Source organism: Vibrio sp. 1F279, from assembly GCF_041439815.1.
Taxonomy (GTDB): Bacteria; Pseudomonadota; Gammaproteobacteria; order Enterobacterales; family Vibrionaceae; genus Vibrio; species Vibrio tasmaniensis_A.
This window is the reverse complement of sequence record NZ_JBGOOU010000014.1, coordinates 25,844-39,860: the sequence shown is the minus strand read 5'-3', so window position 1 is coordinate 39,860 and position 14,017 is coordinate 25,844. Positions and strand designations below refer to the sequence as shown.

Sequence of the window (14,017 nt, the reverse complement as noted above, 5' to 3'; positions counted from 1 at the left end):
CCTATTAAAGTTTGAACTGCATTAGTGCGGCGAAGATACGGAACTGATTCACAATGTCTGGCTTAAACACACAGTTCAAACGGTTCTGATCACTTGTGTCTCGATACACTTCCAACGTCTCTTTGAAACCATCGAAGTCTTCCATCAAACCACTTGGCACCCAGTCAGTATTGGCAAGCTCTAACACGGCATTGCGCATAATCTTTGGTGTCACAACTGGCTGACCAGGGTCAAGGCGATCAAGTACATCGTCACCTGCCAACTTATGGCGAGGGAATCGGTTCGTCACCATGGTTCGAAGTGAGTAACGTAAGTAACCCAATGTCGCTGGCGTAGTGATATCGAGGTAACTTGGGTCTGGGTCGCCATACACGTTCTCACGGTACATTGACACTTCACGCTCAATTGCAATTTCATTACCTGGCGTAACGGAATAGGTTGCAATGCCATCGTGCAAAAGTAGATTGCGTTCGGTCATGTCCCACTGAGCGGTTTTAGCCGGTGGCAGCAAACTGGTTAGCACTAACGTTTGAAGTGGGCGAGCAGGGTCAATGCCCAGTGAGTAAGACGCTCGGCCTGCGTAAGCCGCAGCAAATTCCCAAGGCGAGTTTGGCGAACTGTTCGTACCCATACACGTAAACAAGAAGTCATTACGCGCAGAGCCAAACGCACCCGTCTCAGCAAAGGTGCCACGGAACGCGGTATAAGCAATGCCTTCAATCATCTTGAGTGGGCCCCAACGATTAATCAGCTCGTCACGTAGGTCATTCATTGATTGGGTATCGTTAAATGGCATCACGATATGGTTGTACCATTCGTTCGGAATAGCCGCGATAACAGCGCTCATGTCTGGCGTTCCTGCACCGCCTGTCATGGCAGTAATCGCAATAGTCACGCCACTAGGCAAAAACTCACCGTCGTAGTAGTTGTAACGGATATCGATATCGTCGCCCGTAATACCTGTCCATTTACACGTCAGCTCTACAATATTTGTCTCAGCTGTTTTCAAAGCAGCAGTAACAGGCAGGTTGGTATCAGCATTCACCTTAGCAATGATGGCCGTCGCAATAGAATCAGCATCGTCCGTATCTTTCACCGTTACCTGCACGCTTTCGCCAGCAATCAATAACGCAATCACACCTGCTTTAACCGTGGTTGCCGTAACGGCAATCTCACCCTTAGCCGCACTTGCTGCTAAGTCAGCCACTCCTAATGCATACACGTCTGTATATTCATTGGTTTTGCGGAGCTTCTTAAGCGAACGAGAAAGCATTGAACCTTTACCGTAAAGGTCATCCATTTGGCTTTCACTTGTGGTAATACGATTCAGCGTAAGTGCATCAGCAGTGCCCGTTGCCAGCTGTTGGCCAAGGACTAATACTTTCTGAGCCAAAGCGGGTGTACCTGAATTCGCTTCGCTGTTGTCGATCTCGATATAAACGAGTGGTACTCGAATATCGTTAGGAATAGAGCCCAATGACATGCTTATTCTCCTTCAGTTTTAGAGGTTGTAGCCTTGGCTTCTTTCGCCAGCGCTTTCTTTTGTTGCTCGATGGCATCGGCTTTTTCTTTTGCCAGTACCGCCTTGGCTGCATCCCAATCTTCTTGAGGGACTATCACCACGTCGCCATCATTAATTCTTCGAACCCAGTAGCCTGAGCGTTCGACTTCTTCACCAGCTGCGTTAACAAAACCACCTTCAGGTTTGCGTACAGGCACTTCGGCTTTCTTGGGTTTAATGGGGATCAGATTCTTTTTTAACGACATGATTAAGTCCTATATTTGTGTCACGGTTTATTGAGGCAGCTTCACTTCACCATCAATGGTGGGTGCGCCATCTGCGATTTCACCTTTCAGACCAAAGGTAATGAAGTCATCTAACGTACTGAGATCAATCTCTTCATCTAAGTACCATTGCTGCGACCAAGTGACAGACCAGATAGCAATACCAAGCTTGTCAATTTCACCGCTGTATAAATTGTCACTGCGTACGTTTTCAACGCGACCATAGGCCGTTGGCAGTGCGCTTCTATCCACCAGTTCACGCACCAACTTTCCTGCGACCACTTCGGCACGTAGGTCTTTTTCGTAACCGAACTGGTCAGTGGTAAACACATAGGCCACCAGGTTAACGTTACCAATTAAGCGATTACCCACAGTTTCATATTGCGGAACACGTAAGGCAGCAATACGAACGCCACCGTCACGGTTCGACATCCAGCGCTTAATATCATCCGCCTTATCAAAGCGGCCAATGTGGCGCTCAACGGTTTGGATCTTTTCTATTTCACGCACACCACCTTCAAGCTTTGGCTTAAGGTACTGAACGATTTCATTCACAGCCCAAACGGTAGAACCACTGGTGGTAAAGTCGGGTCTAGACATTCATTAACTCCTTCCAGAAGTCACCGATAACCGCATACACTTCAGATTGATTGTCGGTACTTAGCCCTAAGTATTCGCGCTGTGGAATGTTCATCATGCGAGTGAACGCCCCTACAGACTGATAGACCGGAAACGCCAACGCTTTACCAAAGGCTTGTGTGATAAGGCGCGTATGAGCAGACACTTGAACCGGACCAGAAAAGCCATCTTGATGAACGCCAGCGTAGGCCAGCGGCGATCCAATTCGAACTTGGTTGCGCTGCACCTGGTACTGGATTGAGTCCAACAAATCGCCTTCGCCTTGCAAAAGAGATTGGTTTCCATGTCGAGTCTTCGCATAACTGCTAGACCAATCATCCCAACGCTGACCATCAGGTGACGTTTTCTCATCGGCGATTCTTCTTCTGGTTTGGCTCTCTACAATTCCACCCAACGAATCAAGCAATTCAACTTTGTGCTTTGGGTCGCTTAGGGTTTCAAGCAGCTGTTGATAGCGCTCAAGCTCTTGCGTTCCCGTAACTTGAACACCAATCGACATTACAAGACGCCTCTCAAACTGTTGCGGGTGAACTGGCGCTCGTTCTCTTGAATCAGCTCAACCTTGCCCACGCTGCTTTCGCTTGGCGCTTCGATGGTTGGCAAACCAAGTTCACGCTTGCCATTGGCTATCTCACGCAGGGTTTCAAGCTGCATCTTGTAGCGTTCCTCTAGTAGGTTCGTGGCCTGTTGGTCACGGTCGGCTAACCAGTAGAACGCAATAGTGATGGCAACCTTATTCAACATGCCTGGCACAGTCGGCAGTGGCAGAACATAACGACGACCTAAGAAAGAGTTAATCTCTTCATCGGCTTGGTCTAATGCCTGTTTAATCCAAACATCGTTGAGTTCGCCTGTGGTGCGGTCTACCGCAAAGTTCCACAGCATCTGCTCATCACGATCAAGTAGGTCTTGCTTGGTTGCGTAAGTTGCCATCGTATTTACTACCTTTTAAAAACGTTATTGCTGCATGTCTTGAAGATCGAGTACGTCTTCAAGCTCAACAACTTCAACTGTTAGGTGCGGCTCGTCGTGTACTCGCTTCGCCTTTTCAGGAGAGAGGAACACCACGCACTCTGGTTCATGATCTTTCGCATGAACTCGCGCAGACGCATCCGGCTCTTGCTCCACCACAAGCACCAGCTTTTCTTGGAGACGATGGAACTGAACGCCTGAGCGCCAAAACCCAGCATCTGATTTAGCGCATACTTTGAAAGCGCCAAGAATACCGATAGCGTCAACGCCATCCCCAGGATGAACCACATCATCTTTCTTTGAATCCACTTGTACAATTTGATCACCTTTGCTTTTGTCGGCTGTCAATTTAGCCTTGGTTTCAGATTCCGCTTCGGCCTTTAATTCAGCATCGGCGTTTTCTAATGCTTTCTGTTCGGCTTCCGCTTTAGCGGTGGAGGAATTTCCTTCCACTTTTCCAACTTTTGCAGTTGTTGATTTTTTAGTTCCACTCACTGTGAACTCCTTTAAACGAATATTTAATGGCGATTAAATTACGGTTTAATGCCCCAGAAACTCATAATTGCAGCCGCTGAGCCTGGTATTCCATTTGATGGTGCATACGCCACTATCGAGATATTCTTGCTTGCATCTGTGGTGTAATGACGCCACCGAAACTTCTGACCAGCTGAGATTTCAACAGACAACGTGTAATCGATAGGGCGAACTTCGTCTTCTAGATCACGACTTAAAGATATTGGTCTTAAGCTGTCTTCAGCTGCTATCCACTGGCCTGAGCCTGAGTCATAGACTTCAACAAAAACCCCCCACAACGGTGAGCCACCACCACCACCTTCTCTTAAAGCGATGACACTTAGAGTTGCCATTCCTGCAAAGTCTTTTACAGCTGTTACCTCACCAGTAACCAAGTCAACGGTAATATCTTGAGACGGTAAGGATTCTTTATTAAAAAGAATGGTTTCAGGAATATCATCAGTAGACAGTGTTTGTTTTATCGTACTTCCTTGAGACACAAAGCTTGCACGCATAATCAAGCTATCAACTGGCAATGGCGAAGCGCTTTGACTTATCAATGGCGAGTTTTCAAAAAACATACTTAACCTTCCGTAACGATGACATCGCCTGTTGCACTGGCCGTTCTTCCGTAAATATTTTTCGCTACAGCGCGAGACCAACCAATGCCTTTTTCAAGCTTCAGTTGATGCCCAAACGTTTCAGCATCGGATGGTGCTGAGTCTTCAACACGGTACTTCACAACGCTGCCTGATTGGTTGTCCATATAACCCGCCGCAGCAGAAGAAATAAGCGTCCAAGTGTTTGGATTAAGTTCAACTTTTACAGTCATGGCATAAATCCCTAAAGGTTGGCGGCATTGCTACCGCCAATCTGTGTTGCTGGTTAAGCGCTAATTAAAGGTGAAATCACAACTTCAACATCGTTGTAATAAACGTTGGAGTCACCGCCATCAACTAACATACGTTCAATCAACTTCTTAGCAGCGGCTTCGTTGTCAGGACCAACAACCAATTTGGTTGCACGCACACCAATTGGAGTACCGTCTACTTTTTTCATCTTCTGAAGTTTCTTCTTAGCTTCTTCATAATTCGCTTCTGTTAGCGCAGCTTTAGAGCCAATCGCTAATTGAGGGAAAGAGAAGCCAACATTGCTACGGCCATCAACGCCCGCTGCATATTTGTTGTTGAACCAGGTGTATTCTTCATTTGGGTTCATGTTTTTGAACACAAACGGACGTCGCTCTTGGTAAACAATCGGCTTGAGCACTTTTGTATCGTCAATCAAGAACCATGGTTCACCCGTATCTGTTGATGGGTCACCCACCACGTTCGAGAATGTTGTTGCAGGTGTGGTTTCTAATGGGTGGTCAGTATCAAAGTAGTTCTGGCCGTCATAACACAGCGTGGTAAAGCCAGCTGCAAGCAACGGGTAAGACAAAGTGTCAGGAAAGTAAGCCACTTGATCACCGTAGTTCTGAGCAATCACGCTGTAATGACCAATTTGGTCATCATCAACTTCGTCGCGGCCAATTGAGATCGAACTTTCAAACGTCTTATTCGTAATTGAGTACCCGTGCTTACCCATATCAGCCAACTGGCGGTCTCCCGTCCACTCAACAATACCTGGTAAGTCTTTTAACCAACCGTAGAAGTTAGCCGATCCGGAACTAGGAACTAAAGTGGCGATTTTTGACCACTGTGGTTTAGCAGCACCAAGCCCTTTTACATATGCCGCAGACATCGTTGCTTGGAGTGCTTCAATTACTTGTGCTTCAGTCGCCATTATTTAGCTCCTACATTCATTTGTGTTTTTGCCGCGAGGAATTCATCTTCCGTCACGCCCATTTTTCGGCACATTGCCAATTCGTGCTCTTCAAGCTTTGCGTTGCCTTGTTTTTCTTTAGGCGTCTTGTGCTGTGAATTGGTTGCGATAGATGGTGCGGTTTCAACGAACGCTTCGAACTGCTCAATACCGCCTTCAGCACGACACATACCAACAAACATTTCTTTGTTCGCTGGCGCAATCTTGCCTTCATCAATCGCAGCCTGAACCAAGCCATCGACTTTCTTATCGTCAATTTCTTTTAACTGAGCTTCAGCCGTGGTGGCGCGATTCAGTGCAACGGTGTGTGTTTCAATTGGGATGAACTTAGTTAAGTCCGGCGTAGCGGCACGGTTTAGCGCAATGTCTTTCTCAGACTTAAGTGAATTAATTGCGGTAACACCTTGCTCTTCGGTCGCGTCTGCGGCTAGGCCAAGCGCGGCTGCAATCAGTTGTGAAAGCGGCATGTCGGTTTCCTCTTGTCGATTAAGGGCAGGTACAAAAAAGTTAGGTTTGTTGGTTAAGCCAGCGCTGCTCATCGCAGTAATGACGCCTTGCTGGTCATAGTTAAAAGCAGGGGAGTAATACAGATATAACTTGTCGGTAATTTTATAGCGGCCGATATAGTTCCATTCGACTTGCGCCCAAATCTCACCTTCGCGGTTTTCTAGTGCCAGAATCCAACCCGCAGCATCAGCGTCTTTACCTTCTGGGCCACGAATCTCGGTAGCGTGTTCAATGTCGAAAGGAAGTTTTGCATCAAAGGCTGCAACAATCGCATCAGGTTCGGTGTTCATCCACATGCGACCATCACGGCCTTTTACTTCACCCGCAGGAATCATTGGCAACCAAACGCTGTTAGTACCTTGTTCTTCACCAAGGCCATCAATCATGCTGTTCGATAAGTTGAAACACATTGCCAGGTAAGTTTTTTTCATTACTCGCTCCATAAATCAGAACTTACATAACAACCTCCTCATTGGATTAGTTGGTATGAACTCGTTTCGTGGAGTTAAGAATGCAAAAAAAAAGCAACCGACGAGAAATAACGTCGGTTGCTCTATTTTGGAGGAAAGGATGAATTGAAATACTTTTCTTGAGGGCTTAAAGATTACCCGAAAAAATCAGCTTATCAAGCTGACTTGTGCAATCTCACCTAAAATAGTTTACTGAACCATGTTTAAACACTGTTTAAATCGACTCAGATTTGTTAGAACTTTTTTAAACGACACATTGTAGCCATTTTACAACTAAGAGCCATTAGAGAGCGTCTCACGCATTCTTGTTTCTTTTTGTAATAGGTCTTCTTGCATCGCTTCTTGGCGTGATTTACCAGGGTTGTAATTCCATCCTGGTTCAATGCCTTCTGGTAACACTTCCACCTCACCCGTTCGCTTGTTTAACCACTGCTTAGTGCCACCCTCTGGCGAGTCGGTCGATACCTTATCATCGGCAATCAGCTTCTCAGCTTCAAACTTCGATACTTGGCGTATCCAACATTTGCAGCCCCAACCATTCGGTGGCATGTGGTTATCCCACCACGAGTCACCAACAGGAAGCAGCGTATCTTTCCATTTAACGTGATCAACTCGATGCTCCATGGATGGCCCAAGCTGATAAAGCAAATAAGGCATGGCGCGTTTGGTTCGCTCGATGCGTTCCCATTGCCCAGCTGAACGTGCCGTTCTCATGTTGGTTTTGTAAATGGTCTTTACACGGCCTTCACTGCCTAATTGAACGGGCTTTGAATCTCCGCTCAGTGGGTCAACCATTTCTTGAATGCCCCACCAACCAGACTTAACCAAGAGTGGCTTTAAGATATCTTGAAACTGCTTGAACGTTTGGCCTTGCTCGATGGCCTCTTCAACAATGGCTTTCACATCCACAAGAAGATCGGCATTCAGCATCTTTGCTACAGTGAATGCGTTGTTGTGCTCTTGCTTCCATACGTCGCGATAGTCAAAGCCAGGCTCTATTCCTTTACTCTTGAACCACTCTAGCGATTCAACAGGGACTATGTTTTCAGACGCAAGGGCTTTAGACATCTTTAGCGTCTCCATAGCCGCGCATCTGGAACATGTATTGTGCCATCTGCTCAACAAACACGTCAGCGCCTAATGTCTCTTGAAGCTCTGGCAGCTTTTCTAAGAACGTTTCATAACTGTCTGACGCATTGGCCAGTTCGATGATCGGGTTCATGAAGTCTTCCGCAACTTCTTCCCAGTCGCTCATGGCCTCATCGGTTAAGTCGTTCATTTCCGCTTCAGCCGTTTTGCTTATGCGGTTAATCGCTACCTTTGATTTACCTCGGTTGGTCGCAGGAAGATTTTGAGCAAGTACCGCGCTTGCTGGCATCAGCACATCTTCATCGTCGGTTGGTTCACGTAGCCCAAACTTTTCACGCACTTCACTTGCAGATACGCGCATGCCACTTTCAATCATTGGCTTCAAGCTATCGACCAACATTTTCAAGTCTTCTGGCTCTGGCACTCGAATGCGAACTTTAGGGTAACGCTCTTGCACCCCCCAGTTCAGGATCACATAGGGCTTAACCAGGTACTCATTCACACACGCTTCAAGTTGGCGCGCATCCCACTTAGCAATATCCATACGTACTTCGTTATGAACATTGGCTTGAGATTGCGAACTGCCGTTATCAGCCGTCATGGTTTGGCCAAGTACCGCTTTACTGGTTTGCTCATCACACCAACGGGCCATATTTTCAAACAGCGTATTACCGCCCTTGCCTTTGGCCGTTTCAATAAGCTCTAGCTTCATGGATTCAGGAATGACCGCACCAGCATCACTGGCAATACGACCAATGGCATTCACCAGAGTACTGATATCTTCGGTACTGGCGTTCGGGCCGTACTTACCCACACGAACCGGAATACCAAACACTTCAGCAAACGCCCACCAATCACGAACCGTGAACGATTTAAGCATGTACATCACGGCAACCAAACGGGCTAAACCGTTACGCCAAACAATGCCAGATTTAGATCGAGGCGTATGCACCATAAACTTATACGGCTCTAACGGCTCGCCACTTGGCGCAGAATCACTAATCAATAGAATGTCTTCAAGCGTGTCTTGGTCGGCACGAAGATAGCGAGGGTCTACCCATTTATAATCTTGTGGTTTCCATGGTGTTTGTTTGGTATCCCAAAGCACTTGTACAACGGCTAACCCTTTACCTAGGCCATCAAGCAAATCAAAAAACAGTTCTGGTATTTGGTCTTCGGCCATGATGTCACGAACGCGATCAGCCACATCGAGATCAACTTGCTCATCACTGGCAGGTTCAACGGTAGGCTCAATAGCAGCAACCGCCAACTTACGGGTGCGCAGCTGCGCCGCGTAGTGCAAATCGCGCTCTTCCATTTCTTCGGCAAGCGTCATGTAATCTTGTGGGTTGTTTCCATCTACCACACTGCGAAGTAATCCCGCTAATCGAAGCGGGTTTAAAGTAGAGGCGACACTGGCAGGTCGAGGGTTTCGCACACTGGTGGTGTACGCTTTGGCAATGTCTTCAGACAGTAGTGTCTTATCGGCTTTTAATGGCTGGCCGTTTACATCAACAATTTGGGTCATAGTCTAATTCCTTTGCCGCGTAAGTCTTGGTTCGGCATATCATCAAATCGGTTATTTTCTTCGGCAGAGCCATGAAAGCGGCGTTGGTTCTCATCGACATTGGCCTTGATGGTGTGCAAGCCGTAACGCGTTAAATCCGCCTTAGAAGCTAAGTAAGCAAACCAAATAGCAATAGCACTATCGCCGTGTCGTTTGTTTCCGTTCTCGCCTTTGGTTCGTGTTGAATCAATACTAGGAACGCCAGCTTTAATTTGGATTTGTCCCAAATCAGTAATCACGTCCTCATGCCTTGGAAGCAGTATTTCATCATCTTCAAACGCAGCTTTAAATGAAGGCATGTTCTCGCGGTAGTAACCCACAGAGAGCATTACCTCAACCACTTCTTCGCCGTACTTGTATCGAGCCTGCTCGGCTAGGTACTGGCCGTTACCTCGCGCATCAAGATAAATACCATCACGCCTTGGGAGTTGATCACAAATAAAGTAAAGCGCTTGCTCTTGTTGCTTGAATGGCACATTGCCAAGTTCTAACAAGAAAGGAACGGTGCGCTTCACATCATTTTGAACAGCCATGGGTGCATAAACGGTTAAGTCACCAGAGCGTGCAAAATCCTCACCCAAGCAATGGCGCAGTTTAGGATCGAGCTTATCGAGTTCTGGCTGAACGTGTTCGTCTAACCACTCTTTCATCTCAGCTTCGCGTATGTGCTCTTTCGCTTCGTTAAACGCTTTAGAACCAGTGAAGCTTAATACTGGGCCATCTAACCGCGCAGCACGTTCACGTAAGCCACGGCTAATATAAGCACCGCCGCCATTCTTCGGTACACATTGGTACTCTTCGAGTGCATCTTCTTCGGTGGCCGTGTCACGAAGCAGGTTCGCTTTCCATTCATCTTCGAGTTCTTGCGTCCACGGTGTCTTCTTAACCTGGCATATACGTTTGTATAGCCCTTGTTCGCAAGCGTCATCTAAAGTGATGGTGTGGATCGAGTAACGCTTTTTACCTGCACGACTGTCTTGAATTAGGGTGTTGAATAAATTCTCGATGCCGTTATGGGTACTGATTAAGCGAACCTTTGAACCCCACATGGTTAAGGCAAGGGCCGCTTTTAGTACTTCGGCTAAACGTTCATGGAAGGCCGCTTCATCGATGATAACCGTGCCCTGCATACCACGCAGGTTAGAAGGGTTACTTGATAGAGCTTTGACTTTGAAACCAGACGCAAAGTTGATCACGTAAGTCAGAATGTCTTTATCTTCATTCTCGAAGACTTCTTCACTGACATCATCACACGCGCAGCTGTAAGCTTTGGCCCACATCGAGACAGCATCAATAAACTCTCGCGCCATGTCTTTGGTTGAACCAACATAGAAGACATCTTCACCGCCTGCATTAGCAGAGGCGGCAGCACTCAATGCTGAGTCTGCCGCTTCTGCCCATGTCACGCCTGTTCGTCGGCTTTTCTCTGCAATCTTTAATTGAGAGTCATCCGCTATCCAGCGCTTTTGATAAGGCAGCAATACATCATTCTTATCAAACTCGCCAGAAAAGATCGCACTGCGACTTTGTGATGTGGTTTCATTTTCCATCAGCGTTATCCAAGCATTGCACGAACGGCGCAATCTTTAGCTTCTAACAGCTTTCTTAATGCGATTTCACGCTCTTCATTATCAGGTAGGTCTTCAGCTATTAAGTAAGCCAACTCATTGAAGGGTTTGCTAACCGTTTGTAAACGATCAGGTAAATGCAAGTATTTAAAATACTGAAGTATCTTCGGTGGTGTCGGTTTCTTAATTCCCATTATGCAATCCCCAATATGCCTTTCTTAATGTCTTGAATGGTTTCAGCGGTCACGCCAGCCTGCTTCACAATGGCTTCAGTTGCATCGGCCACTTCTGCCGCAAATGCAGCGCGTATTTCTTTTTCAACCTTATGGCTCACCATTGAAGCTTGCTCGATACGTTGAATAACCAAAGCGAGTTGCGCGAGTGCTTTGGGTGGAATCACTTCATCGTCTTTAGCGGCGTTTTCCATCATGGTCATGGACGTTTCAAAAGCCATGGTACGCACAAACTCTTGCAGCAGCTTACCCACATCAGAGGTGGGCGCTTCACCCAGTTTGGTTGTCCACACTTCCGCCACTTCGCGAGACTGCTTCAAACGCTGGCCCATTTCTTCCATGCGCTTGGCGTATCGGTTAAATCCAGTGCGACTGATTTTCACATCTTCTGGAAGCCCCGCATCATCAATCATTTCATTCACGGCCAAGCGAATGTCTTTCTGTGTCATGTTCCCACTGCGAATAAACGCATTCAGAGTTTGACGGATTTCATCAGGCAGCAAATCTATCTTTGATTTTCGATTACTGGCTGAACGGTTAACAATGGACATACAACACTCCTAAGCGCGTGGACGTTTTACGCCAGGAACAATGGCTTGGCCTGTTGCCACATCTTCACCACGGCCTGTAAGTTTTGCGACTTGGCAATCTAATACAGTACGAATGCTAATTAGCCCTTGCTCTTCAAGCCAAGATAAATGCGTACGAACTGCATCACGGCTAATGTTGTGACCGTAAGTATCAAGGCAAGAATCAAGGATAGATTCGTTCGCTTCATACCCTGTCATGTCATGAAGTGAACGCAAGATCACAAGACGCTGGTCTTCTTTTAATAACTCTTTAAAGCCCATAAGTACTCCGTTAAAAATTAAAACTGATATGAGAAAATAGCCATATCAAGGATTCTATTACTACCCACCCAAAGCCTAAGAAACAAAACAGACCAAGAGTTAAAATTAAGTACAACCACTTATCTTTAGGGCTTACGTATTCCATAATCACACTCTATTTATCATCTTTTAAACGTTGTTCTAATAGCAGTTGAGCGAGGTGTTCTACAGGTTGTATTTGTGCCCGTAGCTCTTTCATCTCACCGCGTGTGTTTGCCATTTCAAGCAATAGCTGCGTGACTTGTTGCTGAGTGGGTAGATTGTCAATCTGCGTTTGTAGTTCGTCCACTTTACGTCCTACCTTTTCTAGGTCTTCTCGCTTGGCGTACGTTTTAGAAAGCAAGGCAAGGACTAACATCCCCAACGTGCTCAACGCAGCCCATGCGATAGGCCAATAAGTTTTGATCCACAACTCCATTAATGTGGCTCCTTATGTGATTGACAACTGACGCAGCGCACCGCATTTGGCATCGCTTCTAATCGCTTAGTTGGGATGGTGTCACCACAACTTAAGCAATAGCGATTACCGTGTTCATCTTCGTCGGGCTGTTCTATGCAGCGTGTACGTTGATGAGCAATGGCTTTTTCTCTGAAGGTTTGCTCAAGCTCTTGAGCCTTATCGAACTGGTCGGTCATTTTACTTTCACCGCCTTAAGTGCATCACCAACCATTGAGCCTGTGCCTTTGGTCATGCCACGCTTATCAGCAGAGCGCCAACCAAGGTAAGTAAGAAATGGTGCCATCAAACCCGCTGCAATTTCCCAATTTGCCCCCGTTCCTTTATCAAAGGCTTCGAGCAGTTCAAACAGGAAGATATAAGCAATGGCAGAATACAAACTCAAACGGCAACCCCAAGGGCGAGTGTGACGAACGTATTCATCATCAGCCTTATCACCTTCACGAATCGTCATTTGGGTTTCGTGATGTTCGGCTTGCTTATCGCCAAGCGTGAGTTCTTGGCGGCGAGTCTTTTCTTTTTCTAACTCGACCTTAATCTTCTCAAGTTCAACCAAAGATTCAGGTGGCAAGTTTTGTAGGGCGCGAGTAACAGCCAACTCTTTCTGTGCCTTGTTAGCACCAAACATTGAATCGGCTTGCTCTACCGCTTCGGCTACTTTGTCTGCCGTCTCACTACCACCAAACAAACTGGATATGCCGCGAATAGCAGCAGGGCCATATTCCATGGCAAGCGAAGCTACCCCCGCGATGACTGAAAGTGACATTCTCTTAAGCTCCTGATTTTTGAAACTAGGTCATTCCCTTGTGGCGTTTTCGCAATACCAAGGTGGCGATCAATTTCATTTTGAGAGACACGGCTCCACGCTTTCGAAAAGTAACTTTGCATGGTGGCATCGTGGCTAAATAAAGGCGGGTTTAATGGGACTTCAGCACCTGTTTGAAAAGCATTCAACTCGGCATCGAGGCGCTGTTTGCGCCCTCGTTGTTTGGCAAAGTCCCAATTGCGTCCCATGGTTACGCTCGACGAATAACAAGCTTGGCTTTTTCACCACCAAGGTGAGCCATAAAATAATCGAAGGCCGTGCCTGAATTGATAACAGCCCATTCATTATTCACCACACCAAAGTCCATGCCTGGTGCAATACAACCTTCAAGCTGTGCTGCTCGGTTTGCTTTGTGGATAAGAATATGAGTTCGTTGAGAAGGGCCGAATCGAGTAACACCAAGGGTAGGTGCTTCTAGTGCGTAGCATTTGCCAAACTTCGGGCTGTCATGTGGCAGCAGGTCGTAGGTGCCTTCTGGAACACATGAAATGCCAGCTTGGTTATTTTTCCAAGGTCGTTCAACGGTCTTGAGAATAGCGTTTCCATTCTCATCGCACAGATAAGAAAAAACACCATGAGGGAAATAATTGCGATGGAGAGTTAGGGTTTTCATAGCACAACCAGTTTAGTAATGGGGTTACGTTTAACTGATTGTGCTTTCTATTTAATAGCTTGTG

At 46.7% G+C, this 14,017-nt stretch carries 21 protein-coding genes; all 21 read right to left on the bottom strand.

Features of this window, described 5'->3' with window-relative positions:
- Window positions 1-4: 4 nt before the first annotated feature.
- Entirely contained in the window at window positions 5-1,483 is a 1,479-nt protein-coding gene (locus ACED60_RS12195) for a phage tail sheath subtilisin-like domain-containing protein (RefSeq protein WP_371727654.1), read from the bottom strand.
- Window positions 1,484-1,485: 2 nt separating this feature from the next.
- Window positions 1,486-1,767, bottom strand: a complete 282-nt coding sequence (locus ACED60_RS12190) for a DUF2635 domain-containing protein (RefSeq protein WP_371727653.1) — start codon at window positions 1,765-1,767, stop codon at window positions 1,486-1,488.
- 27 nt (window positions 1,768-1,794) lie between these two features.
- Entirely contained in the window at window positions 1,795-2,385 is a 591-nt protein-coding gene (locus ACED60_RS12185) for a hypothetical protein (RefSeq protein WP_102506871.1), read from the bottom strand.
- Entirely contained in the window at window positions 2,378-2,923 is a 546-nt protein-coding gene (locus ACED60_RS12180) for a phage virion morphogenesis protein (RefSeq protein ID WP_171383985.1), read from the bottom strand. Before ACED60_RS12180 ends, ACED60_RS12185 begins: the two co-directional genes overlap by 8 nt.
- Window positions 2,923-3,357 (bottom strand): gp436 family protein, encoded by a 435-nt coding sequence (locus ACED60_RS12175; protein WP_371727652.1) that lies wholly within the window; start codon window positions 3,355-3,357, stop codon window positions 2,923-2,925. The genes ACED60_RS12180 and ACED60_RS12175 overlap by 1 nt, the downstream gene beginning before the upstream one ends.
- Before the next feature lie 24 nt (window positions 3,358-3,381).
- A complete protein-coding gene (locus ACED60_RS12170; protein ID WP_371727651.1) occupies window positions 3,382-3,891 on the bottom strand; it encodes a hypothetical protein in 510 nt (169 codons plus the stop codon).
- Window positions 3,892-3,929: 38 nt separating this feature from the next.
- Window positions 3,930-4,490 carry a hypothetical protein gene (locus ACED60_RS12165; RefSeq protein ID WP_017098625.1) on the bottom strand — a complete coding sequence of 187 codons (561 nt, stop codon included), beginning with the start codon at window positions 4,488-4,490 and terminating at the stop codon, window positions 3,930-3,932.
- A 2-nt stretch (window positions 4,491-4,492) separates the two neighbouring features.
- Window positions 4,493-4,741 carry a hypothetical protein gene (locus tag ACED60_RS12160; protein ID WP_371727650.1) on the bottom strand — a complete coding sequence of 83 codons (249 nt, stop codon included), beginning with the start codon at window positions 4,739-4,741 and terminating at the stop codon, window positions 4,493-4,495.
- 53 nt (window positions 4,742-4,794) lie between these two features.
- Window positions 4,795-5,694 carry a Mu-like prophage major head subunit gpT family protein gene (locus ACED60_RS12155; protein ID WP_371727648.1) on the bottom strand — a complete coding sequence of 300 codons (900 nt, stop codon included), beginning with the start codon at window positions 5,692-5,694 and terminating at the stop codon, window positions 4,795-4,797.
- Window positions 5,694-6,671 carry a phage protease gene (locus ACED60_RS12150; protein ID WP_371727647.1) on the bottom strand — a complete coding sequence of 326 codons (978 nt, stop codon included), beginning with the start codon at window positions 6,669-6,671 and terminating at the stop codon, window positions 5,694-5,696. The genes ACED60_RS12155 and ACED60_RS12150 overlap by 1 nt, the downstream gene beginning before the upstream one ends.
- A gap of 312 nt (window positions 6,672-6,983) precedes the next feature.
- Complete coding sequence (locus tag ACED60_RS12145) at window positions 6,984-7,778, bottom strand: phage minor head protein (protein WP_102572868.1); 795 nt, start codon at window positions 7,776-7,778, stop codon at window positions 6,984-6,986.
- Entirely contained in the window at window positions 7,771-9,327 is a 1,557-nt protein-coding gene (locus ACED60_RS12140) for a DUF935 domain-containing protein (RefSeq protein ID WP_371727646.1), read from the bottom strand. Before ACED60_RS12140 ends, ACED60_RS12145 begins: the two co-directional genes overlap by 8 nt.
- A complete protein-coding gene (locus ACED60_RS12135) occupies window positions 9,324-10,916 on the bottom strand; it encodes a terminase large subunit domain-containing protein (RefSeq protein WP_371727645.1) in 1,593 nt (530 codons plus the stop codon). Before ACED60_RS12135 ends, ACED60_RS12140 begins: the two co-directional genes overlap by 4 nt.
- Before the next feature lie 5 nt (window positions 10,917-10,921).
- Window positions 10,922-11,128 carry a hypothetical protein gene (locus ACED60_RS12130; RefSeq protein WP_102367786.1) on the bottom strand — a complete coding sequence of 69 codons (207 nt, stop codon included), beginning with the start codon at window positions 11,126-11,128 and terminating at the stop codon, window positions 10,922-10,924.
- Complete coding sequence (locus tag ACED60_RS12125; protein WP_102572870.1) at window positions 11,128-11,718, bottom strand: DUF3486 family protein; 591 nt, start codon at window positions 11,716-11,718, stop codon at window positions 11,128-11,130. Before ACED60_RS12125 ends, ACED60_RS12130 begins: the two co-directional genes overlap by 1 nt.
- Before the next feature lie 9 nt (window positions 11,719-11,727).
- On the bottom strand, window positions 11,728-12,018 hold the full coding sequence (locus ACED60_RS12120) for a hypothetical protein (RefSeq protein ID WP_016076437.1): 291 nt from the start codon (window positions 12,016-12,018) through the stop codon (window positions 11,728-11,730).
- 154 nt (window positions 12,019-12,172) lie between these two features.
- The gene (locus ACED60_RS12115) at window positions 12,173-12,475 is read right to left on the bottom strand and encodes a DUF2730 family protein (protein ID WP_016076438.1); all 303 of its coding nucleotides are present in this window, start codon (window positions 12,473-12,475) and stop codon (window positions 12,173-12,175) included.
- Window positions 12,475-12,693: a TraR/DksA family transcriptional regulator gene (locus ACED60_RS12110; protein WP_016076439.1), complete on the bottom strand. Its 219-nt coding sequence runs from the start codon at window positions 12,691-12,693 to the stop codon at window positions 12,475-12,477. Before ACED60_RS12110 ends, ACED60_RS12115 begins: the two co-directional genes overlap by 1 nt.
- On the bottom strand, window positions 12,690-13,280 hold the full coding sequence (locus ACED60_RS12105; RefSeq protein WP_102572871.1) for a hypothetical protein: 591 nt from the start codon (window positions 13,278-13,280) through the stop codon (window positions 12,690-12,692). The genes ACED60_RS12110 and ACED60_RS12105 overlap by 4 nt, the downstream gene beginning before the upstream one ends.
- Complete coding sequence (locus tag ACED60_RS12100) at window positions 13,253-13,528, bottom strand: hypothetical protein (protein ID WP_102558893.1); 276 nt, start codon at window positions 13,526-13,528, stop codon at window positions 13,253-13,255. Before ACED60_RS12100 ends, ACED60_RS12105 begins: the two co-directional genes overlap by 28 nt.
- A 2-nt stretch (window positions 13,529-13,530) precedes the next feature.
- Entirely contained in the window at window positions 13,531-13,953 is a 423-nt protein-coding gene (locus ACED60_RS12095; RefSeq protein WP_102551325.1) for a DUF5675 family protein, read from the bottom strand.
- Between the last annotated feature and the right edge of the window lie 64 nt (window positions 13,954-14,017).